Origin of the sequence: Amycolatopsis circi (genome assembly GCF_003385235.1) — a bacterium.
Classification (GTDB): Bacteria; Actinomycetota; Actinomycetes; order Mycobacteriales; family Pseudonocardiaceae; genus Amycolatopsis; species Amycolatopsis circi.
In genome coordinates, this window is record NZ_PQIA01000014.1 from 21,234 (window position 1) to 45,643 (window position 24,410).

Annotated in this window: 27 protein-coding genes; 8 read left to right on the forward strand and 19 right to left on the reverse strand. The window is 69.7% G+C overall.

Annotated features, from left to right (window positions below; translation table 11 throughout):
• Positions 1-100 precede the first annotated feature (100 nt).
• The 9 genes from D0D37_RS07510 to D0D37_RS07545 form a co-directional block, all read right to left on the reverse strand.
• Positions 101-2,398, reverse strand: a complete 2,298-nt coding sequence (locus tag D0D37_RS07510; RefSeq protein WP_116199801.1) for an FtsX-like permease family protein — start codon at positions 2,396-2,398, stop codon at positions 101-103.
• Positions 2,395-3,084 (reverse strand): ABC transporter ATP-binding protein, encoded by a 690-nt coding sequence (locus D0D37_RS07515; RefSeq protein WP_116199802.1) that lies wholly within the window; start codon positions 3,082-3,084, stop codon positions 2,395-2,397. Before D0D37_RS07515 ends, D0D37_RS07510 begins: the two co-directional genes overlap by 4 nt.
• Complete coding sequence (locus tag D0D37_RS07520; protein ID WP_116199803.1) at positions 3,084-3,605, reverse strand: PadR family transcriptional regulator; 522 nt, start codon at positions 3,603-3,605, stop codon at positions 3,084-3,086. Before D0D37_RS07520 ends, D0D37_RS07515 begins: the two co-directional genes overlap by 1 nt.
• A gap of 290 nt (positions 3,606-3,895) precedes the next feature.
• A complete protein-coding gene (locus D0D37_RS07525) occupies positions 3,896-4,558 on the reverse strand; it encodes an aspartate/glutamate racemase family protein (RefSeq protein ID WP_208719843.1) in 663 nt (220 codons plus the stop codon).
• A 70-nt stretch (positions 4,559-4,628) separates the two neighbouring features.
• Entirely contained in the window at positions 4,629-4,790 is a 162-nt protein-coding gene (locus D0D37_RS46480; RefSeq protein ID WP_162834117.1) for a hypothetical protein, read from the reverse strand.
• Positions 4,787-5,809, reverse strand: coding sequence for an LLM class flavin-dependent oxidoreductase (locus D0D37_RS07530; protein WP_116199804.1), 1,023 nt, complete (start codon positions 5,807-5,809; stop codon positions 4,787-4,789). The genes D0D37_RS46480 and D0D37_RS07530 overlap by 4 nt, the downstream gene beginning before the upstream one ends.
• 2 nt (positions 5,810-5,811) lie before the next feature.
• Complete coding sequence (locus D0D37_RS07535; protein ID WP_341867973.1) at positions 5,812-6,144, reverse strand: TIGR04076 family protein; 333 nt, start codon at positions 6,142-6,144, stop codon at positions 5,812-5,814.
• A complete protein-coding gene (locus D0D37_RS07540; protein ID WP_116199806.1) occupies positions 6,087-6,353 on the reverse strand; it encodes a TIGR04076 family protein in 267 nt (88 codons plus the stop codon). Before D0D37_RS07540 ends, D0D37_RS07535 begins: the two co-directional genes overlap by 58 nt.
• Complete coding sequence (locus tag D0D37_RS07545) at positions 6,350-7,540, reverse strand: acyl-CoA dehydrogenase family protein (protein WP_116199807.1); 1,191 nt, start codon at positions 7,538-7,540, stop codon at positions 6,350-6,352. The genes D0D37_RS07540 and D0D37_RS07545 overlap by 4 nt, the downstream gene beginning before the upstream one ends.
• Positions 7,541-7,625: 85 nt before the next feature.
• On the opposite strand from D0D37_RS07545, the gene D0D37_RS07550 reads away from it, so the two are divergent.
• On the forward strand, positions 7,626-8,468 hold the full coding sequence (locus tag D0D37_RS07550; RefSeq protein WP_116199808.1) for a PaaX family transcriptional regulator: 843 nt from the start codon (positions 7,626-7,628) through the stop codon (positions 8,466-8,468).
• Here the strand turns inward: D0D37_RS07550 and D0D37_RS07555 are convergent.
• Positions 8,426-8,977 (reverse strand): flavin reductase family protein, encoded by a 552-nt coding sequence (locus D0D37_RS07555; protein ID WP_116199809.1) that lies wholly within the window; start codon positions 8,975-8,977, stop codon positions 8,426-8,428. The two genes, D0D37_RS07550 and D0D37_RS07555, sit on opposite strands and share 43 nt — an antisense overlap.
• Positions 8,974-10,308 carry an MFS transporter gene (locus D0D37_RS07560; RefSeq protein WP_116199810.1) on the reverse strand — a complete coding sequence of 445 codons (1,335 nt, stop codon included), beginning with the start codon at positions 10,306-10,308 and terminating at the stop codon, positions 8,974-8,976. Before D0D37_RS07560 ends, D0D37_RS07555 begins: the two co-directional genes overlap by 4 nt.
• A 136-nt stretch (positions 10,309-10,444) precedes the next feature.
• On the opposite strand from D0D37_RS07560, the gene D0D37_RS07565 reads away from it, so the two are divergent.
• The 3 genes from D0D37_RS07565 to D0D37_RS07575 all read left to right on the forward strand — a co-directional run bounded on the left by D0D37_RS07565 (position 10,445) and on the right by D0D37_RS07575 (position 12,251).
• Positions 10,445-10,798: a hypothetical protein gene (locus tag D0D37_RS07565; RefSeq protein WP_116199811.1), complete on the forward strand. Its 354-nt coding sequence runs from the start codon at positions 10,445-10,447 to the stop codon at positions 10,796-10,798.
• A gap of 30 nt (positions 10,799-10,828) precedes the next feature.
• Positions 10,829-11,644, forward strand: a complete 816-nt coding sequence (locus tag D0D37_RS07570) for a cupin domain-containing protein (protein ID WP_116199812.1) — start codon at positions 10,829-10,831, stop codon at positions 11,642-11,644.
• Between the two features lie 337 nt (positions 11,645-11,981).
• A complete protein-coding gene (locus tag D0D37_RS07575; RefSeq protein WP_116199813.1) occupies positions 11,982-12,251 on the forward strand; it encodes a DUF1918 domain-containing protein in 270 nt (89 codons plus the stop codon).
• 85 nt (positions 12,252-12,336) lie between these two features.
• On the opposite strand, the gene D0D37_RS07580 is transcribed toward D0D37_RS07575, so the two are convergent.
• From D0D37_RS07580 to D0D37_RS07595, 4 genes are all read right to left on the reverse strand, one after another.
• On the reverse strand, positions 12,337-14,709 hold the full coding sequence (locus tag D0D37_RS07580) for an HAD-IC family P-type ATPase (protein WP_116199814.1): 2,373 nt from the start codon (positions 14,707-14,709) through the stop codon (positions 12,337-12,339).
• An 84-nt stretch (positions 14,710-14,793) separates the two neighbouring features.
• Positions 14,794-15,267 (reverse strand): nuclear transport factor 2 family protein, encoded by a 474-nt coding sequence (locus tag D0D37_RS07585; protein ID WP_208719846.1) that lies wholly within the window; start codon positions 15,265-15,267, stop codon positions 14,794-14,796.
• Positions 15,252-15,470, reverse strand: coding sequence for a hypothetical protein (locus D0D37_RS47325; RefSeq protein ID WP_208719847.1), 219 nt, complete (start codon positions 15,468-15,470; stop codon positions 15,252-15,254). The genes D0D37_RS07585 and D0D37_RS47325 overlap by 16 nt, the downstream gene beginning before the upstream one ends.
• 297 nt (positions 15,471-15,767) lie before the next feature.
• Positions 15,768-15,968, reverse strand: a complete 201-nt coding sequence (locus D0D37_RS07595; protein ID WP_116199815.1) for a hypothetical protein — start codon at positions 15,966-15,968, stop codon at positions 15,768-15,770.
• 154 nt (positions 15,969-16,122) lie between these two features.
• Here D0D37_RS07595 and D0D37_RS07600 point away from each other — a divergent pair, with 154 nt between their 5' ends.
• Positions 16,123-16,695 (forward strand): DUF3558 family protein, encoded by a 573-nt coding sequence (locus D0D37_RS07600; protein WP_162834118.1) that lies wholly within the window; start codon positions 16,123-16,125, stop codon positions 16,693-16,695.
• Positions 16,696-16,699: 4 nt separating this feature from the next.
• Here D0D37_RS07600 and D0D37_RS07605 read toward each other — a convergent pair whose 3' ends face one another.
• From D0D37_RS07605 to D0D37_RS07615, 3 genes are read right to left on the reverse strand one after another with little or no spacing between them, the layout of a single operon-like run.
• On the reverse strand, positions 16,700-17,365 hold the full coding sequence (locus D0D37_RS07605) for a (2Fe-2S)-binding protein (RefSeq protein WP_208719848.1): 666 nt from the start codon (positions 17,363-17,365) through the stop codon (positions 16,700-16,702).
• On the reverse strand, positions 17,362-18,201 hold the full coding sequence (locus D0D37_RS07610) for a CbtA family protein (protein WP_116199818.1): 840 nt from the start codon (positions 18,199-18,201) through the stop codon (positions 17,362-17,364). Before D0D37_RS07610 ends, D0D37_RS07605 begins: the two co-directional genes overlap by 4 nt.
• A gap of 25 nt (positions 18,202-18,226) precedes the next feature.
• The gene (locus D0D37_RS07615) at positions 18,227-18,436 is read right to left on the reverse strand and encodes a CbtB domain-containing protein (RefSeq protein WP_116199819.1); all 210 of its coding nucleotides are present in this window, start codon (positions 18,434-18,436) and stop codon (positions 18,227-18,229) included.
• Between the two features lie 491 nt (positions 18,437-18,927).
• Between D0D37_RS07615 and D0D37_RS07620 the strand changes: the two genes are divergently transcribed.
• Positions 18,928-20,556: a GMC family oxidoreductase gene (locus tag D0D37_RS07620; protein ID WP_116199820.1), complete on the forward strand. Its 1,629-nt coding sequence runs from the start codon at positions 18,928-18,930 to the stop codon at positions 20,554-20,556.
• Between the two features lie 16 nt (positions 20,557-20,572).
• A complete protein-coding gene (locus D0D37_RS07625; protein WP_116199821.1) occupies positions 20,573-22,147 on the forward strand; it encodes a succinic semialdehyde dehydrogenase in 1,575 nt (524 codons plus the stop codon).
• On the opposite strand, the gene D0D37_RS07630 is transcribed toward D0D37_RS07625, so the two are convergent.
• Entirely contained in the window at positions 22,134-22,796 is a 663-nt protein-coding gene (locus D0D37_RS07630; RefSeq protein WP_116199822.1) for a TetR/AcrR family transcriptional regulator, read from the reverse strand. The two genes, D0D37_RS07625 and D0D37_RS07630, sit on opposite strands and share 14 nt — an antisense overlap.
• Before the next feature lie 85 nt (positions 22,797-22,881).
• Between D0D37_RS07630 and D0D37_RS07635 the strand changes: the two genes are divergently transcribed.
• Positions 22,882-24,381 (forward strand): acyl-CoA synthetase, encoded by a 1,500-nt coding sequence (locus tag D0D37_RS07635; protein ID WP_116199823.1) that lies wholly within the window; start codon positions 22,882-22,884, stop codon positions 24,379-24,381.
• Positions 24,382-24,410 lie beyond the last annotated feature (29 nt).

A 24,410-nucleotide genomic window follows, 5' to 3' on the forward strand; every position in this document is an offset into this window, starting at 1 on the left:
TCACGGACCGCCACCAGCCACCCACGAAAGCCGTGGAGGGCTCCTCGAAGGAATCCCATCCCTCAAGAAGCCCTCCACGGACTGCCCCGCACCCCCGGGTCTACTCCGAGCGCAACGTGTCCAGCCGCGTCACCTGGCGCAGCAGCGGCAGCGTCAACGCCGTCACCAGCAGCACCGCGCCCACCGCGGCGCCGGCCAGTCCGGCCAGGACTGCGCCGTCCACCATCATCGGCATTTTCGCCAGCCGCAGGATCGGCGCGGTCAAGCCCAGCCCCGCCCCGACGGCCAGCACCACCCCGACGACCACCGGAACCGCCGTCTGCCACAGCGATCCTCGGGCCAGCACGCCGATCGGCACGCCGGACGCGGACAGCGCCGCGAGCGGACGCCGTCGTTCGCTGATTTGCTCGATCGACAGCATCAACAGGCTCATCGCGGCCACCGCCAGCACGAAGAGCGACGCGGTCAGCAGCACCGCGCGGAAGCTCGCGAGCATCCGGTCGTCGCGGCCGCCGAAGTCGGACATGAAGTCCGTCTTCCCGACCTCGGCCTTCCACGCCAGCGGGCGCACGGCGGTCGCGACCCGGTCGATCAGCGCGTCGGCGCCGCCGGGGCCCGCGACCAGCAGTTGCAGGCGTTCCCCCGGCGCCTGGACGCCGCCGAGCGCGCCGGGCGTGACCAGCAGGTCGCTGGCCACGGCCTTCGCGTCGTTGCTGGCGGGCACCACCCGGATGTTGCCCGGAGCCGTCCACTTCGGACCGTCGACCTCGGTGCTCTTGCGGTAGTCGGTCATCTGCAACTCGCCCTGGGGAACGGGCTGGGCCGACGAGCCCGCGACATAGAAGACGTCGCCGTCCGCGCAGTTGCCGATGTTCGCCTGCGTCTTCAGCGCCACACAGTCCCCGAGGGTGCCGAAGACGTGCTGCTCACCGGACTTGAACTGCAGGGATTTGGCGCTGTGCACGCCAGTCACCCCCGCCACCCCGGACAGCCGCTGCCGGACCTCGGCCTCGTGCGCGGTCGTCGTGTCCACCCGCACCGGCGCGGCCGCGACGCCGTCCGGCGCCTGGTACGACCTCGAGGTGCGGTTGCTCATCGACGTGAGCACGCCCTGGATCAGGATCGTCCCGGCCAGCACGACGACCAGCCCGGACACCACCCGGCTGGCGGTGCCGCTGTCGAGTTGCAGCCGGCGCACCGCGAGCTGCCACGACGGCGGGCCGCCCTGCAGCCGTTCCACGATCCGTTCCACCAGCCACGGCAGCAGCGCCGCGACGCCGATCAGCAGGAACACGCTGCCCACCGCGAGCGCCGTCGCCGCGACCTGGTCTCCCGACCCCGGCGAGACGACGAGCGTTCCGAGCAGGAACACCACGCCGATCCCGGTGATCGTCCAGCGCCACCACATCCGCCGCCGCACCGGTTTGCCCTGGCGGACCACGCCGAGCGGTTCGACGATCGTCCGGCGCAGGCCGAACAGCGCCGAGCCGACCGCGAGGCCGGGCACGAGCAGCACGATCACCAGCAACGAAATCCACGACGGCGTGAAATCGTCCGCGAACACGCGGAGGCCGAACGGGAGCCAGTCCCCCATGAACGGACGCAGCGCGTAGAACAGCGCACCGCCCGCCACGAGCCCGATCACCGCGCCGACCAACGATTCCGCCGCCGCGACCCGTTTGATCTGCCGGGCGTCCACCCCGATCAGCCGCAGCGCGGCGAGCCGCCGTTCGCGTTGCGCCGCGCCCATCCGCGACGCGGTGGTCACGAAGATCAGCAACGGCAGCAGCAGCACCGCGGCGATCGGCGCGACGACCATCCACATGATCGCCGAGAGCGCGAGCCCTTCGGCGGGCTTGCCGTAGGAGTAAACGCTGCTGGCGTTTTCGCCCTCGGCCTTGATTTCCGCCGCGGTCGACCCGTAGTACGCCGTCAGGTCGGCGGCGTCGCTGACGCCCGGCTCGGCGATCTGGCCGACCACGTTCCCGGGCAGCCGCGCCTTGATCGACGCGCCCTCGGCCGAGTTCAGCCTCTCCGCCAGCGCCGGCGACACGATCACCTCGCCCGGTGCGGGCAGCCGGTCGAGCCCCGGCGGCACCGGGGAGTTCGGCCCGGTCGGCGCCACCGCGGTCAGCTGGAGGAAGTCCGCGCCGACCGACGGATACCAGCGGTAGGTCGCCAGCGGCGCGATCCCCTCGCGCGGCGCGGTGTCCTGTTTGATCGCCGCCGCGCGGTCCGCCCGCGCGTTCACCAGGTGGCTCACCGAGGCGGCGGGCAGGAGCACGGCGACCGCGAGCGCGATCCCGAACGCGGTCATCGCGAGCCGCAGGAGCGCCGATCCGGACATCCGGCCGCCCCCGACGGCCAGCCGGAGTCCCAGCAGCAGGTCCCGCGTCATGCGACCAGCTCCCGGTCGACCGTGCGCCCGTCCCGCACCACGATCTCGCGGTCGGAGTACGCCGCGACCCGCGGTTCGTGGGTCACCAGCACGACCGCGGCGTGCGTTTCCCGCGCCGCCTGGGTGAGCATCTGCATGACCTTCTCGCCGTTGAGCGAGTCGAGCGCGCCGGTCGGCTCGTCGGCGAAGACGACCTTCGGCCCGGTCACCAACGCCCGCGCCACCGCGACCCGCTGCGCCTGCCCGCCGGACACGTCGCCGGGACGGCGCTTCGCCAGGTTGTCGACCTCCAGCCGGGCGAGCCATTCCTTCGCCTTGGCCTCCGCGGGCCTCCGCTTCGCCCCCGTCAGCCGGAGCGGCAGCGCCACGTTCTCCAGGCAGGTCAGCTCCGGAACGAGCTGGCCGAACTGGAACACGAAGCCGAATTCGGTGCGCCGCAACGCACTCCGGCCCTTGTCGTCCATCGCGACCAGGTCCTGGCCGCCGTATTGGATGACGCCCGAGTCCGGCCGGACGATCCCGGCGAGACAGTGCAGCAGCGTCGACTTCCCCGAACCGGACGCGCCCATGATCGCGAGCACTTCCCCCGCCGAGACGCCCAGCGCCGCCCCGTCGAGCGCCCGCGTCTGGCCGAACGATTTGTGCAGCCCGTTGCCCACGAGCAACGGAGTTCCCGGCCTGGTCATCAGCGCACCGCCTTCTCGAGTTCGCCGAGCCGGGCCGCGGTGAGCTCGAGCCACCGCAGGTCCGCCTCGAGGTGGAAGAGCGCGTGGTCGCAGATCAGCTGATCGGCGAGGTCGCCCTCGTACTTCCGCTTCGTGAGCGAGCGCATCACCTTGAGGTGCTCGCCGCGCTGGACGTCGAGCACGTCGGTGGCGTCCCGGCCGGACAGCAGCGCGAGGACCACCTTCGTGTACAGCGTGTTCTGCAGGTACGGCTCCGGGTTTTCCGGAGTGCCCAGCCACGTCACGACGTCGGTGACCCCGGCGTCAGTGATCGTGTAGCGCTTGCGCTCCGGCCCTTCGCCGCTCTCGACCCCCGCGACCTCGACCATGCCGTTGCGCAGCAGGCGCGACAGCGTCGAGTAGACCTGGCCGTACGCGAGCGGCCGGTCGTGCCCAAACTGCTCGTCGTACGCCCGTTTCAGGTCGTACCCGTGTCTCGGACCCGACTCGAGCAACCCGAGCAAGGTATGTGAAACCGACATTCCCCTGTTCCTCCCTTGACCCCGGAATCCCGGGGGTGAAGATCACTATACCGCAGAGGTATACGCGGCGTGTATACCACCATAGAATAGTCTGTTTGCGCAGGTCAGGGGTCGTGAGCGGCAATCCCGGTTCTAACCGGGATTGCCGCTCACGAGGAGCTGCCCCCGGCTCGCGATGGTGTGCGCGAGGCAGCGGCTGCGCCGCCTCCTCGACCGCCTCCGGTGCGAGCTGCCGCTGCGCCGGTGCCGAGGCACCGAGGTCACCTACGGATCGACCGAGCGTCCAGTGGTCAGAGCCAAGCTCGGGTAAGCCGCCGAAGCTGGTCGAGCGCGTCCCACACCGGCAGTCCGGTCGCGGCCCGCAAAGCGGCGCTGTAGGGCGGCAGGTTGGCGCACTCGGCAACCAGCCCGCCAACCTCCGGGCTCATGGCCGCCCGCACGCACTCGCAGATCTCCCGTTCCGCGAGCCGGGCGTCGAGGGCGCGGCCGTCCCGCAGAGCCGGGACGAAGTGCCGTGTCCCAGAAAGGTCCAGCACCTCGACGCACTCCGGAGCGATGCCCGCCGCGGCAAGCCGGGCAGGGGTCAGGAGGTCGGCGATCGCCGTGACGACCCCGATCTTCCGGGGCGCGACCACCTTCAGCAGCGACGGCACCCGCAGCAGCGGAGACACCGCCACCGGCACGTCGAACCGGGCTGCCAGGTCGCGCTGGAGTGCGGTCAGCAGGCCGCAGGTGGTGGTGAGCACCGTCGCGCCTCGCTCGACCAGCGTCTGCCCGGCGCGGAGCAGCGACGGCAGCATGTCCCGTTCGCGGCCGTCGAAGATCTGTCGCATCGACGTGCCCGCCGCGGTCTCGAAAGCGACCGGCTCCGAGTAGGTTTCCGGGCAGCCGACATCGCCGCGGATCCGCGAGCGGTCGCCGCCGATCACGATCACGCCGATCACGGGCCGCACAAAAGCTGCTGAGCCCCGGGCGCACCGCCTGCGCAGCCGGTACCAGGAAGCCGCGTGCGGCCGCCGTCGCTCACGAGCCGAACTCCGGCTGCCGCATCGGCACCGCCTCCCAGCCCGGCAACACCACCGCAGCAAGCACATCCGGCCCCGTCGGCCGGCCGAACGGCACCTGCCGCACCCCCGCCCGCGACGCCGAAGCCGTCCGGATCCATGCCCAGCGGCCGCCGGTCACCCGCCGAACTCCGACCGCAGCACCGGCAAAACCTCCTTGCCCAGCAACGCCACCGCATCGAGGGCATCCGGCCCCATCGGCGGACCGAACGACACATGCCGAGCCCCCGCCTCGACCAGGAGCCCGCACTGCTCGACCACCTCACCGACCCCGCCCGCGATACCGAGGCCGAGCATGGTCGAAGACGCCAGCACAGTTTCGATCGCGGCGTCCTCGTCGCCGTCGAGCACCAGTTGCTGGGTCCGCGCGAATTCCTCCGGATCGAAGCCGTTCGCGATCAGTGCGTCGGTGCTCAGCGATCCGCTGTAGTGCGCGATGTGCCGGGCGAGCAACCGTCGCGCCGCGGCCGCGTCGGTGTCGATCGAGCACCACAGGCACGCGGCGACATCGAGATCGGCCACCGACCGTCCTGCTTTCGCGGCACCAGTGCTGATCTGCTCCATCGCGCGGTAAACCTGGCGCGGCGGCAGGCAGAGCGGCAGCGCGCCATCGGCGTACCGGCCGGTCATTTCCAGCATCTTCGGCCCCATCGCGCCGACGTAGATCGGCACCGGACGCGGCTGCTGGATTCGCGCTTGCCCGGACCAGAAGTCCCCGGCCCCGGGCACGCCCGCGGGGCTGCGGCCGCGGGTCAGCTCGCGGATCGCGACGATCGCCTCCCGCGTGCGCACCACCGGTTTCGCCGGCTTCAGCCCGCCCCAGCTCAGGAACAGGTCCGAACCCGCGCCGAGCCCGAGCAGGAACCGGTCGCCGGACATTTCCTGGAAACCGCTCGCCAGCTGCGCGATCTGCGCGGGGTGGATCGACACCGGGTCGAGCACGCCGGCGCCGACCGAGATCCGGCTGGTCCCCAGCAGCATCGAAGCGAGCCCGGCGATGCCCGGCGGGCCGAAGATGTCGTTGCCCGCCCAGACCTGGTCGAATCCGGCCTCCTCGGCGTTGACCGCCGCCGCGGTCAGGCCGCGCGTGCCGTGGCCCGCCGCGCCGACCCGCACGCTCAATACGAGGTTGCGTTCCATGTTCACGGTCCTTTCTCCGGCAGTGCCCGCACCCGCATGACCAAGTTCTCCGGCGGATCGGGGCAGGCGACGAGCGGTTCGCGGGCCAGCCACGCCGACAGGGGTTCCGCCCCGTCCCGCCCGGCGAGCGCGGACGCGACCGCGGTGATCGCGAACATGCAGAACCCGCGCCCCTCCGGCAGTTCGACGCCGCGGTCGCCGAGGTCGAAGCTGTCCCCGACGGCCAGTTCGCAGGCCGAGTAGTTCATCGATTCGACCGTGCACCGCAGGCGCGCGGTCACGGCCCGACCCGTCCGAGCCGCAGCAGGACGTCGTCGTCCGGGTCGGGGCAGCACACGAACGGCTTGCGCTCCAGCCAATCCTCCGGCGGCCTGGTGTCCATTTTGGACGTTACGAGCGGGACCGCGGCCAGCATCGCCTGAAGACAGAACGGCTTGCCGGAAGGAATCCGCAACACCGGGCCGGTCACCTCGAACGCATCGCCCGTCGCGAGACCGCATCGCGGCGAAGCACCCTCCTCGACCACCACGCGCACGGTCGTCACGAAGCCGCTCCCAGCAGTTCTTCGGCGTACCCAGCCCAATGGAACTTCTTCGCGCCGAAGTGCGCGAGCGCGCCCCACGCGTCACGGATAACCCGTTCCAGCGGATCGGACTGGTAGATGTAGCGCGAACCGTAGAGATCGACGCACAGGTCCAGGACTCGCCGCAGGGTCTCGCCCGCTTGGCTGTTGGCGACCCGCAGCCGCGCTTCCTCGACCGGGTCCAGCACGCGGCCCGGCGTGAAGATCGCTTCATCGGCGCGGCGAGCGACTTCCTCGATGCCGCGGTACACCAAGTCCGTCTCGCTGGCCGCCTGCCCGAGCTGCTGCTTCGTCGCGGTGTCCAGTTTGGACACTTCGCCGCGGCAGCGCGTGCGGACGGCGTCCAGCGTCAGTGCGACTACGTGCTGAGCCAGCCCGAGGCACACCCCGGTGAGCGGGAAGAACAACAGGCCGACGTGCTTGTTGAGCGGATCCGCGTCCGGGTCCGGCGGCGCCTCCCGGTCGAAAACATGCGTCTCCGGAACGAAAACCGGCTCGGCGATCTCGTACGATCCGCTGCCGGAGCCCCGGATTCCCAGCGCCTGCCAGTTCCCGGTGTGCCGGACCGCGGCGCGCGGAAGCCAGACGCCCAGCAGGATCTGCCGTCCGTCGGCGCGCCGCACCGGTTCGCCGTCGCGGTAGACGAGGCAGCCGCCAACGACGTGCTCGGCCGTCGGGGTGCCGCTCCCCCAGTCCCAGCGGCCGCTCACCAGATAGCCGCCGTCGACGATCTCCGCGCGGCCGGGCGGGTGGAACGAGCCGCCGGTCGGCAGGTCTCGCGTCGGGTACAGCTCGTCGTACGCGGCCTGCCCCAGCCGTCCGGCGTAGTAGCCCGACGCGTTGAGCACCGCGACATTCCAGCCGGCGCCCGCGTCGTGGCACGCGATCTCCGTGACGACCGCGAGCTGGTCCGCGAGCGGCATTTCGAGGCCGCCGCGGCTCGCCGGGAACCCCATCTGGAACAGGCCCGCGTCGCGGAACGCGCGCATCAGAGTGCCGGAAAGCCGGGCTTCGGACTCGCATCGGTCAGCTTCGGCGCGAACCAGCGGGCCCAGCGCGACGGCGTTGGCCCGCACCGCCGCGCTCGACAACGGGGCCTGCCATTCGTTCCCCCGGACCTCGCCGGGCGTTGCGTAGGTCGACGTCATAGCCGGTATTCTTCATCGCACCGGAGAGAGCTGTCAACTATCTGAGGCCGGTCAGCCGCCGCGCCGGCTGGGCTATGCTGGCGGCTTGCGCACCTCGACCGACGATCCGCTGTTCGACCCGAAACCGCAGGGCCTGCTCTTCAGCATGTTCGGCGCCTACCTGCACCCGAGGACGGCGCCCATGTGGTCCGGCGGGCTCGTCGTGCTGCTCGAGAAGTTCGGCGTCACCACCGCCACCGGCCGGATCACGCTCAACCGGATGGTCCACCGCGGGCTCGCCGAACGACACCGCCGCGGCCGCGCGATCTCTTACACGCTCAGCCCGCGCGCGCTGCATCTGCTCGAGGACGGCGACAACCGGCTCGCCACGCTCGCCGCGGTCGACGACACGCCCAAGACCTGGACCGTGGTGTGGCACAACCTCGGCGACAGCCGCAAGGCCGACCGGTCGAATTTCGTCAAGCAGCTGCGGTTCCACGGGTTCGGGCAGCTGCAGGAAGCCGTGTGGGCCTCGCCGAAGGACTACCTGCGCGAGGTGAAGGACTACGCGAAACTGCTCGGCATCTCCGACGAGGTCGCGATTTTCCAGTGCCGGCTGGACGAGGAGACCGTGCCCGCCGCGCTGCTGAGCCATCTCTGGCAGCTCGACGACCTCGCCGGGCACTACGAGCGGTTCGCCCGGCGGTACGCCGCGCTCGCGACCGAACCGGAATCAGCGCCGGAGGACGCGTTCCTCGCGTGCACCACGATGCTGCAGACGTTCCGCTCCTTCGCGAACCTCGACCCGGAGCTTCCTCCATTGTGGACACCGCACGCCGGAGCGCGGGCAAGGGCGCTCGCGGTGTACCACGAGATCCTCGACGCGCTCCGGCCACGCGCGGCCGCCTACTTCGCCGAGGCTGTCGACCCCGCCTCCGCGACTCCCTGACCGGGCAGCACCCGGTACTGTCCGTTGTAGAACAACAGCGGGTCCCGCTCCGCCAGCTTCGTCGCGACCACGCAACCGATCACGATCACGTGGTCGCCCTTCGCCAACATCGAGTCCACCCGGCACAGCAACCCCGCCGGAGCGTCTCGGATCACCGGAAGGCCGTGCGCGAATTCGAAAGCTTCATCGTCCACAGTGGGCTGAGAACGGGCGAGCCGCTCGGAATGCCGCTGGTGAGCGTCGGCCAGCACGCAGACGCTGAAGAATCCTCGCCGCTCGATCGCGGCGCAGGTCCGCGAACCGACCTTCAAGCACACCAGGACCAATGGCGGGGCAAGGGAAACCGAGGTGAAGGAGTTCACCACCGCGGCGAACGTCCGGTCGTCGTCCGCGGTGGCCACGACAGTCACTCCGGTCGCGAATCCGCGCATCACCGCGCGCAGGCTGCCCGGGTCCACCGGGTCGGTCTCGTGCGCCACCACGCTGGAGCCCAGCCGGTTGACCGTCATCGCCGCTCCCCTTCCGTCTCGAATTCCCGCGCGCTGCCTCGCAACAGCAGCGTGCAGGCCGCGAGGATTCCGGCCAGCAGCACGCCGAACAACGGCACCGACCACGCCGCCTGCCCGGAGACGTCGAAGAGGAAGACCGCCGCCGCGGGTGCGAACCCGCTGATGGCCGCACCGGTCTGGTAGGCGAGCGAAACGCCGCTGTAGCGGACCTTCGTCGGGAAAAGGCTCGCGAAATAGACCGGTGTCGGCCCGGTGATCAGGGCGTTGATCACCCCCGCGACGGCGAACGCCGCGAAGAACGCGACCTGGCTGTGTCCCGCGATCACGCCGAAGAGGACGAAGTTGAACACCGCGGTCAGCACCGCGCCGAGCACCACCGCTTTGTGCGCGCCGATCCGGTCGGCGAGCGCACCCGCGAAGAGCACCGCCGCCGCGACCGCCGCGACCAGCACGACCTGCCCGGCAAGCGCCTGCGAGCCGGACCACCCGTTGTCTTTGCTGTAGGTGATCGCGAAGGTGAGCAGGATGTAGATGAGACCGTTCGTGCCGACGCTCAGGCCGGTCGCCAGCAGGAGCGCACGCGGATGTTCACGGAACAGCACCCGCAACGGCGTCCGGTCGGCCTTCCCGGCGCCGACCTCGGAGACGAAGTCCTTGGTGTCGCGGGTGCGCGCCAAGGCCAGGATGCCGATCAGCGTGACGATCCCGCCCGCCAGGAACGGGACGCGCCAGCCCCAGGCGAGCAGCGTGCTTTCCGGCATCGTCGCCGAAACGGCCGTGAACGCGCCGATCGCGAGCAGCGCGCCGAAACTCTGGCCCATGCCGGAGTAACTGCCGAACACGCCGCGTTTGCCCGCCGGCGCGTTCTCGACACCGTAGACGATCGCGCCGCCGCTCTCGCCTCCGGTCGCCAGTCCCTGCACCAGCCGCAGCACCACCAGGAGAACCGGAGCCCACCAGCCGATCTGGCGGTACCCGGGCAGCAAGCCGACGAGCGTCGTCGCCGTGCCCATCGCGACCAGCGAAGCGAGCAGCACGGGACGGCGGCCGTAGCGGTCGCCGAAATGCCCGGACAGGATCCCGCCGAGCGGACGCGCGACGAAGCCGACGCCGAAGCTCGCGAGCGCGAGCAGGGTGGCGGTCAGCGGGTTGGCCACCGGAAAGAACACCGGGCCGAACATGATCGACGCGGCGATGCCGAACAGCATGAAATCGTAGTACTCGAGGGCCGTCGCGCCCGCCGCCACGAGGAACGCGGAGTTTCCCCTCGCGTGTTCGGTCGCCGGGTTCTTCCGTGGGTCGATGGTGATTTCGCGAGAGTTGTCCGCCACCCCGCACCTCCTGTGCGCCCGGTCGTCTTCGCTGACGTGGTGTGGTGGGCGGCGGCCGAGGCCGCACTGCCCGGGTAGCGCGGTAATCTACATGACAGCCTACTGCAATGTCTATTAACCGCGTACGGTACCGGGCATGGCAGACGATCCCGCGTCCCGTTTCTTCGCCGAACGGTTCCGGCCCACCGGAGTCCGGCTGGGTTTGCTCGTGTTGTCCGAATGCGACATTGCCGTCGAGGAAGCCGCTGCGGAAGTGCTGTCCGCACACGGGCTGCGGCCGGCTCGGCGGCTTGCGAAACTCCGGCCGCGGCTTGGGTTTCCGGCGGTGACTGCGAGGGAGATGGTCGGGTTCCTGGAGCGGTACGGGCATGAGTACTGCGCGGCCTGGCTTCCGGTCGCGACTGCGGATCGACAGGCACTCGACCAGGCCGCGATCGAGCAAGCCGGACGCGCGTGCGGTTGCGCCATCGGGTGGTACCGGCGCTCTTGACCACAGCCGCGGCCGACGTACGCTCCTCCGATGAGCCGTGTCGCCGGGATCGCCGAGCTTGTGCGGATGCGCGGGGAACGGATGGTGGGCGCGGCCGACGACGTGGACGAGGTCGTCGGTGCGTGCAGTTCCGCCCTGCGCCCGCACACGCTGCGGGTCCGCGGGCGCCGGCTGTCCGCGCGGCTCGACCACCTCGCCGCCGGTTCGGTCTCGCTCAACCGGCTGCGGTACGGCGCGGCCGTGAGCATCTCGGAACTGGCTCCCGAGCAGGACGAGTTCCTGCTTTCGCTGCCAGTCGGCGGCCGGGCGCCGTTCGCCTACGGCGCGACGAACGCGGTGCTGCGGCCGGGCGCGGCGTCGGTGGTGAGCCCGTACCGCGCCTTCCAGCTCGACCTCGACGGCGAGTTCGACCAGGTCGTGCTGCGCCTCGACCGGCCGCTGGTCGAGCGGACCGCCGCGCTGCTCGCCGGGGTGCCCGGCACGATCGCGGTGCAGTTCGATCTCCGGGCGAACGCCGTCTCGCCTGGCGTACTGGCGTTGGTCGAGGCCGCGATCCATCTGTCCGGCGGAGGCGCGCGGCCCGGGCACCTCGAAGCGTTGCTGGCCGAGACGTTGTTGCTCGGACACCCGAACACCCTCAGCGAAACCCTTGCCGCCGAAGCGAAACCGCCGTCGTCAGCCCGGGTCCGCCGCGCGATGGACTACCTGCTGGCACACCTGCCGCGGTTAGGGCGAGGGAGGCCCGCTCCCCCAGACAGGAGCGGGCCCGCCAAAGCCGGATGCGCGGCGGATCCGTGCAGCGACAGGGCGACAGCCGGGCAGTCGCTGATGGCTGCCCCGGCCTGACCTTCTGCTTCGCTGCTTCGCGGCTTGCCACGTCGTGCAGGACCGCAGCCAGCAGCAGTTCGTCGTCGGTGCCAGCGGAGGCGGCGAACCAGCCCGTTTGCGGGGCGCGCGTCCGCCGGTCCACCACTTCCCCGCCGTACGGCAGGCTTGCCAGGTCGCCTACCAGCCTGGCTAGTTCACAGCGTCCTTCCGCCCGATGCCGCCGCGCGAACGCCGTGGTCAAGCCGCGTGGAACACGAAAAATCACTTGCTTACACCTGATCGGACTACACCGAGGTTTCGCGCCCGGCGCCGCGAGGTACCGCTCCGGGCGACGCTGTCGGCAAGAGGAGGAACCATGCACGCACAGCGCGGAGATTGGCTGGTCGTCAAGGGAATCCACGTGGACGTGCCGGAGCACCGGGGCCGCATCGTGGGCGTGGGTTCGCCGGACGGGAGCCCGCCGTTCACCGTCCGCTGGCTCGGCGCGGACCACGAGTCGACGGTCTTCCCGGGCCCGGACGCGATCGTGGTGACCGACGCCGAGCTGGCCGCTCAGGACGCACACGACCGGGAGCGGATGGAGGGGCTGGGGGCGTTGCAGCAGCATCTCCCGAGCGACGCCTGACGCACGGCACCACGCACGCCCGCAAGAAGTCCGTGAGGGGAACCCTGAGGGAATCAGAGTCCCTCAGGGTTCCCCTCACGGACCGTCATTTCCCGATCCGGTTCCCGATCCACCGCCCGATCTCGATGAGCACCACTCCCGCCGCCGCACAGCACACTGCGGTCAGCGTGTATCCGGTGTTGCTCGGGTCGAGCTGGAAGATGTCCCGAGTCCACGGCAGCAAGAACATCAGCGCCGAAACAACCGCCATCGTCGCGACCAGTGCGGCCTTCCACCAGGTGTAGGGCCGCGCGACGACCGCCAGGACCCACAGCGCCAGTGCCATCAGCGTCATCAGCGCCGTCGTGCTCGCCTGGATTTGCGCGATGTCAGTGGTCGCCTTGCCGGGATGCACCAGGATGTACGAGACGAACGACGCGGCCCCGATCACCACCCCGGCCGGGACCGCCATGCGCAGCACTCGGCCGACGAATCCGCTGCGCGCGCGGTCGTTGTTGGGGGCCAGCGAAAGCACGAACGCGGGCAGGCCGATGGTGAACCAGCCGACGATCGTCACGTGCCGGGGCAGGAACGGGTACGGCATCGCGTCCAGGCCGATCAGCCCGGGCACGCCGACGATCAGCGCCAGCAGCACCGAGTACACGGTCTTGGTGAGGAACAGGTTCGCGACGCGTTCGATGTTGCCGATCACCCGGCGGCCCTCGCCGACGACGTACGGCAGGGTCGCGAAAGCGTTGTCCAGCAAGACGATCTGCGCGACCGACCGGGTCGCCGGGCTGCCCGCGCCCATCGCGACGCCGACGTCGGAGTCCTTCAACGCGAGGACGTCGTTGACGCCGTCGCCGGTCATCGCGACGGTGTGCCCGCGAGCCTGCAGCGCCGCGACCATCGCCCGTTTCTGCGCGGGCGTCGCGCGGCCGAACACCGCAGTGCTTTCCAGTTCCTCGGCCAGTTTGCCGGGATCCTCGGACAGCGTCCGCGCGTCGACCGGGGCCTCGCCGCCGGGCAGGGCCAGCGCGCGGGCTACGCCGCCGACCGACACCGCGTTGTCGCCTGAAATCAGTTTCACCGCAACGCCTTGGGCGGCGAAGTAGTCCAGCGTCTCGCGGGCGTCGCCGCGGATCTTCTGCTCCAGCACGGCCAGTGCGACCGGCGTGACCTTGCCCGGTCCGTCCGGCGCATCGACCGCGTTCGCTGCTCGGCCGAGCAGCAGCACCCGCAGGCCCTGCGCGCCGATCCGTTCCGCTTCCGCGCGTTCCTCCGATTCGGCGGGCAGCAGCACGTCCGGGGCGCCGAGCACCCAGTCGCCGTGTTCGCCGAATGCCGCGCCGCTCCACTTCCGCGCCGACGAGAACGGCACCACCGCGGTCGCCGTCCAGTCCGGCGCGGCCGGGCAGCCCTCGGCGATCGCGACCAGGCTGGCGTTGGGGCGCGGGTCGGCGGCGGCGAGGGCGGCCAGCACCGTCTCCGGTGCCTCGCCTGCTTCGTGCAGCCGCCGCAGCTCGGCCAAGCGCATCGTGTTTTCGGTGAGCGTGCCGGTCTTGTCCGCGCAGACGACGTCCACGCGGGCCAGGCCCTCGATCGCGGGCAGCTCGTTGACCAGGCACTGCCGCCGGCCCAGCCGGATCACGCCGACCGCGAACGCGACCGACGTCAGCAGGATCAGGCCCTCGGGCACCATCGGGACGAGCGCCGCGACCATCCCGCGCAGCGCGTCGGGCAGCTGCTGCGAACCGGAAAGCTGGTTGTAGATCGACAGCGCGCCGGCGGGAACGAGCAGGTACGTGATGACCTTGAGGATCTTGTTGATCCCGTTCCGCAGCTCCGAATCGACCAGCGTGAACCGGCCCGCTTCCTCGGCCAGCTTCGCCGCGTACGCCTCCGAGCCGACCTTCGTCGCCCGGTACGCGCCGTTCCCGGCCACCACGAAGCTGCCGGACATGATCGGGTCGCCCGCGCGCTTCACCACCGGGTCCGATTCGCCGGTGAGCAGCGATTCGTCGACCTCGAGCGCGTCCGCGGACAGCACCTCGCCGTCGACCACCACCTGGTCGCCCGCGCCGATCTCGATCACGTCGTCGGCCACGACCTCTTCCGGCGCCAGCTCGCTGCTCGTCCCGTCGCGGCGCACGCGCGGGCGCACCTGGCCGACGATCGCGAGCCGGTCCAGCGTCCGCTTGGCGCGCAGCTCCTGCACGATGCCGACCGCGCTGTTCGCCACGATCACCCCGGCGAACAGCCCGTCCAGCAGGTAGCCGGTGGAGAAGATGACGACCGCGAGCACCGCGAAGATCGCGTTGATCCGGGTGAAGACATTGGACCGGACGATCTCCCACGCGCTGCGGCTCGTGCGCGAGGGCACGTCGTTGGTCCGTCCCGCGGCGACCCGCTCGGCCACCTCGGCCGCGGTGAGCCCGCGCGTGCTGTCCTGCGTGAGCAGGCCGTCGTCCCCTGGCATGGACTCGACCTTACGCAGTTTTCGGGCAAACCCGTCGCGCCGCCGCCCCGGGCGGGTCCGCCCGTTCGGGTGACCCGGCGCAGGTCACCGGCCCAGGCGGGACGCGCGGACCTCCCTCGTTCCGATCAGATCGAGGTGCACCTCACGGCGCGCGAACCGCCATGCGCCGCCCGTCTTCGCGTAGCGGTCGAGGTAGCGCAGATGCCACACCGCGTCGGCGAATCGTCCGTCGCGCGGGGTGACGTGGTGGGCGACGCAGGCGATCCGTCCGCGCGCGGTCGCGAGATCGTCGCCGGGGTCGAAGACCGCGCCGGTGATGCCGTGCGCGGTCAGCGGCACGTCGTCCAGCACGGACAAGGCCGCTTCGACGCCTTCGGGGCCACGATGTTCCCGGACCGGGCCGAACTCGCGAGGCGGATTCGGCAGCGCGAGCACCCCGTCGTCGCCGAACAGCCGCGCAACGCCGGCGAAGTCGCGCTCGTCGACGCGGGCGGCGTAACGGTGCACGAGATCGTGCAGCGCGGCCCACTCCTCGACGGGGATCACCAGTCCTGCCACGGGACGATCGTGCGGACCGGTCCGGACAGCAGCACTCGCTCGGCCTCGGGACGCGGCGCGGGCTCCCAGTGGCGTTCCCGCTCGGCGACCTCGACCGGATCCTCGTCCAGATACAGCAGCCGGACCCGCGGCGCGGCATAGCCGAGTACCGGCGCGAAGAACCCCAGCAACGGCCGCCGCAAGCCCGGGATCTGCGGCCCCACTGGAACGAGTCCTCGCCGAGCTTGCGCCACTCGGCCACGCTCTGCTCGTACGGCAGGCGGAACCAGTACATCGCGACGTAGTCGACGCCGGTCAGGTCCAGACTCGCGGTGCCGTCGCCGGGGCGGCGCAGGTTTCTCCGGCCGGTGGTCGAGCTGATGCCAGTCGTCGTACTCGCGTTTCCGCGAAGGACCGGCCAGTGCGACGAAGGAGAAGAACGCTCGTTCGGAGAACACCGGGCCGAGCTTACGAACGTCGACGCCACGGCAGCAGCGGTCGTCTCGCCGACCGGGACGGGTTCAGCTCAGCCATTGCTTCGGCGGCGGGTACACATACCGCGCGATGGTGGTGCTCACCCAGCCGATGCAGAAGCCGCCGAACACCGGCAGCACGAGCTGCACCCCGTGTGCGCCGCGGAGCAAGCCGGTGAGCAGGAAGACCAGTGCCCACGCGACGAGCAGCCCGATGCTGTATGTCCAATAGTTCCGGTACCTGCGCATGGCAACCTCCCGACGTTCTCCTTCCCGAGTGTTCCTCGCGGAGATCTCGTTTGCAGGCTCATTCAGCGATTTCGGTATTCGGCCGCCCAAAACGGTCTTTCGCTGCCTTTCGACTGGAAACCGAGAGCGCCGAAAGGCGGCTATGCTCAATTCCGTGGCGCCGGACAAAATTGTGCCTCCGCACGGCAGTCGTCGCGCGGGCCTGCTGCTCGCGTTCCTTCTCGGCGTCGCAGGCTGCTCGTCCGCGCCGCCGCCTCCGCCGCGCCTGTCGCCGCCGCTCCCCGACGCCCCGCTCGATCTCACGCAGTTCACGACCAAACCCTGCGACCTGATGACCCGCCAGCAGCTGGTCACTTTCTTCGTCACCAGCCAGGGAACGGCCTCGTCAGCGACCGGGAAAACCGCCTGCACTTGGATCCCCCACGACACGAAGGCGTTGACCTACATCGCCTCCGTCGACACCACCTCCGGCGGCCTGGAAGCGCTGTACCACCATCGAGCCGCGGTTCCGGGCTTCGCGCCGGTCTTCGTCCACAGCTATCCCGGCGTCCACCGGGACGACCACGACGGCCACTGCACCGTCGAAACCGGCGTCGCCGAGGACACGCTTCTCAACGTCACCGTCACGGCGACCGATCCCAAGCTAGACGCCTACAGCGACCCTTGTTACGAGGCCGACCGTTTCGCCGGAATCATGGTCGCTTATCAGGCCAACCGAGCACCGTAACCGGTCAGACCAGCACGCAGTCGCCGCATTTCGGACCGTCGCGGTCCGGCGTCGCCCGATAGAACAAGCAGCAGCTTCGGCGACGGAACCGGCCGTTCTCCCGCGTCGCGGTACCGGCCAGCTCCGGCAGTTCCTCCAGCGCGGCAACGATTCGAGCGACCCTGCCAGTCCACTCTGGACGCTCGGACCGCAACACCGTCACCGCCCCGTTCAGCGCCGACGCCACATTCCCCCGCCGGACATTCTCCGCCAGCGAGAACTGGGCCATCGCCTTGTCCAACCGCGCCAGCGGACCGCGCAGCACCCGTTCCGCGAAGCCAGTGACCACATCGGACTCGACCGGCGGATTTTCCTTCAAGGACAACGGAAACGCACCGCCGAGCTTCGGCTGCCACCAGGCGCTCGAGTAATCAGGGACTGCTCCCGCACCGACAGCTAGCCCCAACGCGGGCGAGATGATCCGCGCCGCCAGCCCGAGATGCGCGATCGACGCCGCGACCCGCACTTCCACGAAATCCCCGCCGAGCACGGCCCGGTTCTGCGCGATTCGTTCGCGCAGCACCGGGCCGTCGTCGAGGACCTCGGACAGCGGACGCCAAGGCTCGGCCGGTTCCTCGGCCGAATGCGTGTCGACGGCGAAGAACGGTCCCAGTCCGGTCAGCGGGTTCACGCCTCGACGGTAACCGCGCGCCCGCGGTCCAGCACGCGTTCGGCGAGCGGGCCGAACACGAGCGCGATGGTCGCCCAGAGGATGACCTGCGCCAGCACCGAGTAAAGCCGGAACCCGACGAGCGTGTCGGCGGGGAAGCCGGGGTACACGATCCGGCCGTCCGGGCCCTTGAGCGGCAGCGGGGTTTCGCTGGTCTGCGGGCCGTACTCGGCGACGTTGCTGGCCAGCGACCCGAGCGACGGCAGCAAGGCCATCAGGAGCGCGGACAGCACGACGAACCCGGCACCCGCGACGAGCGTCGCGTTCCAGTTGCCCAGCCGCGGCGCGAGCCGTTTGCCCACGACGACGGCCGCGACCAGGAAGAGCACCGACGCGACGACCATCGTCAGGTACAGCCCGGTGCGCGCGCCGATCGTGGCCTCGTGCCCGACCGCCGGCGGGTTGGCCGGGTATTTCAGGAACGGCACGAGGTACAGCGACAGGAATCCGGCCCCGGCCACGAGCACCGCCAGCACCCGCGCGCGGAGCCGGCCGACGCGGCCCAGCAGCACGGTATAGGTCACCGCGAACAGCAGGCCCATCGCGACCCCGAAGAGGATCATGCCGAGCCCGATGCCGAGGTTGCCTTGCACGGCGCGGCTGAAAATCTCGTGGCCTTCGTGTTCGCTCGGCATCCCGGCGGCCTTGTCGAGCGCCATCTGCGCCTCGTCGCGGCCGGATTCGTAGTCGACGGCCGCCTGGGTCAGCGGTTCGGCGAAGATCCGCGCGAAGACGAACGCCAGCAATCCGCCCAGCGCTCCGGCGAGGAGGCCGCGCAGAATCAGCTTGTTCTGCATTGTTCGGTTGTCCGTTCCGGGCGCGTCAGTGGCAGGGGAAGCCGAGGAAGTGCCGCGCGTCGTGGACGAACTCGTGCACGTGCGTGTCGCTGCCGAAGATCGAGACCGCGCCCTGGTCGACGCCGATGAAGTAGTACAGCAGCAGCGCGCCGACGATCGTCGCGCCGAGCAGCAAAGCGGCTTTCGACACGGGCAAGACGACCTGGGTGGACCGGTCGGCCGGAATGGTGGCCATGGCTCTCCTTCGGGATGACGCGTCCCTTGCGGGTGGACCTGACGACGGCTCCTCGACCTGACTCGCCCGCCCCGTCCGGGATGGGCACACAGTGGCGCGACCGTGCCGGAATCTCACCGGCTTCGGGAAGCCGTCGCGCGAGCAGCACCGTACGGCGGGGTCCGGCCGGTCGTCAATCGCCCGAGGGTCCCGGATGTCCGTTATCGGCCGGTTCGCGCGGGCGGTGTGCGCGGAGTCGCACCGAATAGCGCAAGGACGCTCACGCGGGGTTGCGATAGAAGGCCAGGTGTTCCGGCCGATTCCGCCGCAGCCGATCGACGACCAAGGCGCAGTCCTCCCCTGCCGCGCCGGGCATTCGGCTCCCATGTCGGCAGCCATGGACAAGTCAATCAGGTTCGCGCACCAGGCGTTGCGCGGCGAGCGGGAAAGCTATACCGTGCCTGAACTAGAACAGGTTATAGTTTCGGTGGTGCGCGGGACGAGGAGCGGACATGGCAGCCAGGGTGGCCCGGAGCAACGAAGCCGACTACGTGGTCGTCGGGTCGGGCAGCTCGGGAGCTGCCGTCGCGGGACGGCTCGCGGAGTCCGGGGCCAGCGTGATCGTGCTCGAAGCGGGCAAGAGCGACGAGCAGTTGCTGCTGCGCAAGCCGGGGCTGGTCGCCCCGCTGCACGCGGTGCCCCAGTTGAAGAAAATGAGCGACTGGGGGTTCTACTCGGTCCCGCAGAAACATGTTCTCGATCGGCGCATGCCGGTGCCGCGCGGGAAGGTGCTCGGCGGCTCCAGTTCGGTCAACGGGATGGTCTACGTCCGCGGCAACCGGGCGAACTTCGACTCCTGGGCGGCCGAGGGCAACACCGGCTGGGACGCCGACGGCGTCAACGCCGCGTACAAGCGCATGGAGGACTTCGAGGACGGCGAGAACGCCTTCCGCGGCGCGGGCGGGCCGATCAAGATCACCCGCAACAAGATCCCGCAGGAAGGCACGCTGCAGTTCCTCGACGCGACGGCCGACGCGATCGGCTGCGACATCATCGACGACTACAACGGCGAATCGCAGGAAGGCGTCAGCCGGATGCAGCAGAACGCTGCCGACGGCCTCCGCTACAGCGCCTCGCGCGGCTACCTGCACCACCTCGCGCCCCGGACGCTCGAGATCCAGTCCCGCGTGTTCGTGCGGAAAGTGGTGATCGAGAACGGCCGCGCGACCGGCGTCGAGGTGACCGACGCCAACGGCAAGCACCGCACGATCCGCGCGGGCAAGGAGGTCATCCTCGCCGCCGGGTTCGTCGGGTCGCCGCAGCTGCTGATGCTGTCCGGGATCGGGCACGCCGAGCACCTCAAGGAGCACGGCATCGACGTGCTCGCCGATCTGCCGGTCGGCGACAACTTGCACGACCACATGTTCCACGCGCTGACGTTCCAGGTGTCGTCGTGCAAGAACAAGGGCACCGCACCGTATTTCGCCCGCGGGATGGCTCGCGAGCTGCTCAAGCCGGGTTCGACGTTCCTGGCGAACTCGGTGTTCGAGGCGCTCGCGTTCCTCAAGACGTCACAGGCCGACAAGGTCCCGGACCTGCAGCTGCACCTGCTGCCGTGGGCGTACGTGTCGCCGAACCAGGACGCGCCGATCCGGCATCCGGTCGACAAGCGGCCGGCGCTCACCGTCCTCACCACGCTGATCTACCCGAAGAGCCGCGGCACGATCCGGCTCTCCTCGGCGGATCCGGCCGCGACGCCGCTCATCGACCCCCAGTACCTTTCCGATCCGGCCGACCTCGAAGTGCTTGGCGAGGGCTCGGAGATGGTGCGCGAGATCTTCGCGTCGAAGGCGTTCAAGGGCTCGATCAACGAGGAGATCCACCCGGGCAAGCAGCTGCGCGGCCAGGAACTGCGCGACGCGATCCTCAACCGCGCGACGTCGGTGTACCACGGCGTCGGGACCTGCCGGATGGGCGTGGACGACCTGGCTGTCGTCGGGCCGGACCTCAAGGTGCGCGGCGTGGACGGGCTGCGGGTCTGCGACGCCTCGATCATGCCGTCGATCACCGGCGGCAACACCAACGCGCCGTGCATCATGATCGGCGAAATGGGCGCTCAGCTGGTCCTTTCCGGCAACTGAGAAGGAGCGGAAGACCATGACCCTCACCCCGGTACGGCCCACGCGCCCGGCCTCGGCGACCGACGAGTTCCTCCGGCAGCTCGTCGCCCGCGTGCCGGGCTCGGGCGGCGCGGTGTGGCCGCTCACCGAGGTCTACACCGGCGACGTCCTGGCGGACCTTCCGCAGTCGACGCCGTCCGACATCGAGCAGGCGTTCGCGACCGCGCGGGCGGCGCAGGCGAACTGGGCCGCGACGCCGCTCAAGCAGCGGCTCGCGGTATTCCGGCGGGCGCATTCGCTGTTCATCGACCGCGCGCGCACGATCGCCGACCTGATCCAGGTCGAAAGCGGCAAGAACCGGCGGATGGCGATCGAGGAAACGTGCGATCCGCCGATGATCATGAGCCATTACCTGCGTCGGGCACCGAAACTGCTGGCTCCGAAACGGCGCGGCGGGCCGGTGCCAGTGGTGTCGTCGTCGACCGAGATCCGGGTGCCCAAAGGCGTGATCGGGATCATCGCGCCGTGGAATTTCCCCTTCGCCACCGGTATTTCCGACGCCATTCCGGCGCTGATGGCGGGCAACGCGGTGGTGTTGAAGCCGGACAACAAGACCGCGCTTTCACCGCTGTACGGCGTGCAACTGCTCGAAGAAGCCGGGTTGCCGAAGGGCCTGTTCCAGGTCGTGTGCGGCGAAGGCCCGGACGTCGGCCCGACGCTGATCGACCAGGCCAACTACGTGATGTTCACCGGCTCCACCGCCACCGGGAAGGTGATCGGCGAACAGGCGGGCCGGAACCTGATCGGCTGCTGTCTCGAACTCGGCGGCAAGAACCCGATGATCGTACTGCCGGACGCCGATCTCGCCGACGCGGTGCCGGGCGCGGTGTTCGGCGCGTTCGGCAACACCGGGCAGATCTGCATGCACATCGAGCGGATTTACCTGCCGGAGTCGCGTTACGAGGAGTTCAAGGAAGCCTTTGTCGCCAAGGCTTCTTCGCTGGACGTGCGGGCGGCGTACGACTTCGGGCCGGAAATGGGCTCGCTGGTTTCGGTGGACCACATGAACCGGGTCAAGTCCCATGTGGACGATGCGGTCGCCAAGGGCGCCACCGTCTTGTGCGGCGGGCGGCCTCGGCCGGATCTGGGCCCGGCGTTCTTCGAGCCGACCATTCTGGAAGGCGTCACGAAGGACATGCTGTGCGGGGTCACCGAAACCTTCGGGCCGGTAGTGGCGTTGCATCGTTACCGGACAGTGGACGAGGCCGTCGAGCTGGCGAACGACACCGATTACGGGCTGAACGCTTCGGTGTGGGGCAAGGACATTCGCGCGGCTTCCGCGGTGGCTGCCCGGTTGGAGACGGGCAACGTCAACGTGAACGACAGCCTGGCGACCGCTTATGCCGCCAAGGGGACGCCTTCCGGCGGGGTGAAGACGTCCGGAGTCGGTGCCCGGCACGGCGACCAGGGGTTGTTGAAGTACACGGATGTGCAGAACCTGGCAGTGTTGAAGAAGCCGGTGATGAGCCCTCGGCCGGGACAGAAGTACGAGAAGTACGTGGAAGGAATGCTGTCCGGCTTGAAAATGATGCGGCGGCTCAGGATCCGGTAATGTCCGCAATGGACTGACGTACCGCCTGAGCTACCTTTCCGTCCACTTCGGTCAGTCCGCTGAGCCGGGTGCGGCGCGTCAGCAGTCCACCTAGGACCAAGTCGACCAGCTGCGCGCCCACCTGCTCGGCGGACACCGGGCCTTCCGGGTCGAACCACGTCCACGCCCATTGCGCCGAGCCGAAGATCAGCAGGCTTTGCACCTCGACGTCACACGAGCGGAACTCCCCCGACGCGATCCCTTCGAACAACGTGGCCCGCACCAGGTCGAGGTATTCCGCGCGCATCCGGCGGCCCTGCGCCATCGTTTCGTGGTCGGCGAGCCGGACGACCTCGCGCTGGAACGCGACGGTCGCCTCCCGGTCCACCACCTGGTACAGCACAAACGCGTACAGCAGCCCGGCCAGTTGCCGGGTCGGCGTCGCGAGGCGTTCGCGGATCAGCGCGGCCTCGGCGAGCCTGCGGCGCATGTACGACTCGTGCAGTGCGGCGAGCAGCCGGTCCTTCGTGCCGAAGTGGTGCACGATGGTGCCCTTCGACATCCCCAGCTCGCCCGCGATGTCGGAGAAGTTGGTGGCGTCGTACCCGCGTTCGGCGACGCAGCGGGTGAACGTCGCCAGAATGTCCCCGGCGCGGCCTTTGGGTGGCATCGGGCCACTGTAACCGAAAGTTTGACCACTGACCGTCCGTACGGTTACCTTCGTCGTGGTCCCCCGGCGACGAAGGAGTCTCGGCATGGCAGCGAGCTTGGCGCAGTGGATTGCCCGGCGCAGCACCGTCACCCCCGAGTCGGTCGCGCTCGTGGCCGCGGAGACCGGCGAACGGATCACCTACGCCGACCTCGAACGCCGGGTCGCGCGACGGGCGGCGGCACTGCGCGACCTGGGCGTGCGCAAGGGCGACCGGGTGGCGTTGCTGGGCTTGAATTCCACCGGCTACCTCGAAACTCTTTTCGCGGTAGCCTGGCTCGGCGCGATCACGCTGCCGATCAATTTCCGGCTCGCGGCGGCCGAAGTCGAGTACCTCCTCGACGACGCCCGGCCGGTTCTCGTAGTGCACGACGACGCCTTTGCCGCGCTCGCCAAGGAAGCTTCCGGCGCTCGGACGCTGGTCGACAACAGAGAACTCGGCACGACCGAGGATCGCGTCGAACTCGAACCGACCGGGCCGGACGAGGTCGCGGTGCTGATGTACACCTCCGGCACCACCGGGCGGCCCAAGGGCGCCATGCTCACCCACGGCAATTTGGAGGCGAACGCGATCAACGTGCTCACCTCCGGAGAAGGCCTGCTCCCCTCCGACATCACGCTGACGGTCGCCCCGCTTTTCCACATCGGCGGGTTGGCGCTGTTCACCCTGCCTTTGCTGTATGCGGGCGGCACTGTGGTGGTCGCGGGCAAGTTCGATCCACAAGAGACACTCGCGCTGATCCAGCGGGAGAAGGTCACCGTCCACTTCATGGTGCCCGCGATGTGGGCGGCGATGACGCAGGTCCCGGACTTCGATTCCTACGACCTGTCGCGGCTGCGGTACCTGCTGTGCGGCGGGGCGCCGTGTCCGCTGCCGGTGATCGAGTTCTACGAGGGCAAGGGACTGACCTTTGTGGAGGGTTTCGGGATGACCGAACTCTCCCCCGCCGCGCTGGTGCTGGAATCGGCGTTCGTGCGCTCGCACGCCGGGTCCGTCGGACGGCCCTTCCTGCACGTCGAGGCGCGGATCGTGGACGAACGCGACGATGACGTCCCCACCGGAGCGGTCGGCGAACTGGTGCTGCGCGGCCCGAGCGTCTTCGCCGGCTACTGGGGATTGCCCGAAGCCAGCGCGGAATCCATGCGCGGCGGCTGGTTCCATTCCGGCGACCTCGCCCGCTGCGACGCGGACGGCTTCGTGACTTTGGTGGACCGCAAGAAAGACATGATCATTTCCGGCGGCGAGAACGTCTATCCGATCGAGGTCGAGCAGGTGCTGCACCGGCATCCGGACATCGCCGACGTCGCGGTGATCGGTGCGCCGGATCCGCAGTGGGGCGAAACAGTGATCGCGGTGGTCGTACCGGTCGGCGAATCGCTCGACGGGGACGCGGTGATCGCCTATTGCCGGGAAAGGATCGCCGCTTTCAAATGTCCCCGCCGAGTCGAGGTGGTCGCCGAGCTTCCTCGCAATGCCACGGGGAAGCTGCTCAAACGCGAACTCCGGGCTCGCTACACCGGCTCTGCCGACGCGGTCTCCCGGTAAGGACGTGAGGGGAACCCTGAGAGACTCAG

Excerpts from the sequence above, each read along its gene's own strand:
- D0D37_RS07510 (WP_116199801.1), bottom strand. The coding sequence starts at position 2,398 with ATGACGCGGGACCTGCTGCTGGGACTCCGGCTGGCCGTCGGGGGCGGC.
- D0D37_RS07515 (WP_116199802.1), bottom strand. The coding sequence starts at position 3,084 with ATGACCAGGCCGGGAACTCCGTTGCTCGTGGGCAACGGGCTGCACAAA.
- D0D37_RS07520 (WP_116199803.1), bottom strand. The coding sequence starts at position 3,605 with ATGTCGGTTTCACATACCTTGCTCGGGTTGCTCGAGTCGGGTCCGAGA.
- D0D37_RS07530 (WP_116199804.1), bottom strand. The coding sequence starts at position 5,809 with ATGGAACGCAACCTCGTATTGAGCGTGCGGGTCGGCGCGGCGGGCCAC.
- D0D37_RS07545 (WP_116199807.1), bottom strand. The coding sequence starts at position 7,540 with ATGACGTCGACCTACGCAACGCCCGGCGAGGTCCGGGGGAACGAATGG.
- D0D37_RS07555 (WP_116199809.1), bottom strand. The coding sequence starts at position 8,977 with ATGACGGTCAACCGGCTGGGCTCCAGCGTGGTGGCGCACGAGACCGAC.
- D0D37_RS07565 (WP_116199811.1), top strand. The coding sequence starts at position 10,445 with ATGGCAGACGATCCCGCGTCCCGTTTCTTCGCCGAACGGTTCCGGCCC.
- D0D37_RS07570 (WP_116199812.1), top strand. The coding sequence starts at position 10,829 with ATGAGCCGTGTCGCCGGGATCGCCGAGCTTGTGCGGATGCGCGGGGAA.
- D0D37_RS07575 (WP_116199813.1), top strand. The coding sequence starts at position 11,982 with ATGCACGCACAGCGCGGAGATTGGCTGGTCGTCAAGGGAATCCACGTG.
- D0D37_RS07580 (WP_116199814.1), bottom strand. The coding sequence starts at position 14,709 with ATGCCAGGGGACGACGGCCTGCTCACGCAGGACAGCACGCGCGGGCTC.
- D0D37_RS07595 (WP_116199815.1), bottom strand. The coding sequence starts at position 15,968 with ATGCGCAGGTACCGGAACTATTGGACATACAGCATCGGGCTGCTCGTC.
- D0D37_RS07610 (WP_116199818.1), bottom strand. The coding sequence starts at position 18,201 with ATGCAGAACAAGCTGATTCTGCGCGGCCTCCTCGCCGGAGCGCTGGGC.
- D0D37_RS07615 (WP_116199819.1), bottom strand. The coding sequence starts at position 18,436 with ATGGCCACCATTCCGGCCGACCGGTCCACCCAGGTCGTCTTGCCCGTG.
- D0D37_RS07620 (WP_116199820.1), top strand. The coding sequence starts at position 18,928 with ATGGCAGCCAGGGTGGCCCGGAGCAACGAAGCCGACTACGTGGTCGTC.
- D0D37_RS07625 (WP_116199821.1), top strand. The coding sequence starts at position 20,573 with ATGACCCTCACCCCGGTACGGCCCACGCGCCCGGCCTCGGCGACCGAC.
- D0D37_RS07630 (WP_116199822.1), bottom strand. The coding sequence starts at position 22,796 with ATGCCACCCAAAGGCCGCGCCGGGGACATTCTGGCGACGTTCACCCGC.
- D0D37_RS07635 (WP_116199823.1), top strand. The coding sequence starts at position 22,882 with ATGGCAGCGAGCTTGGCGCAGTGGATTGCCCGGCGCAGCACCGTCACC.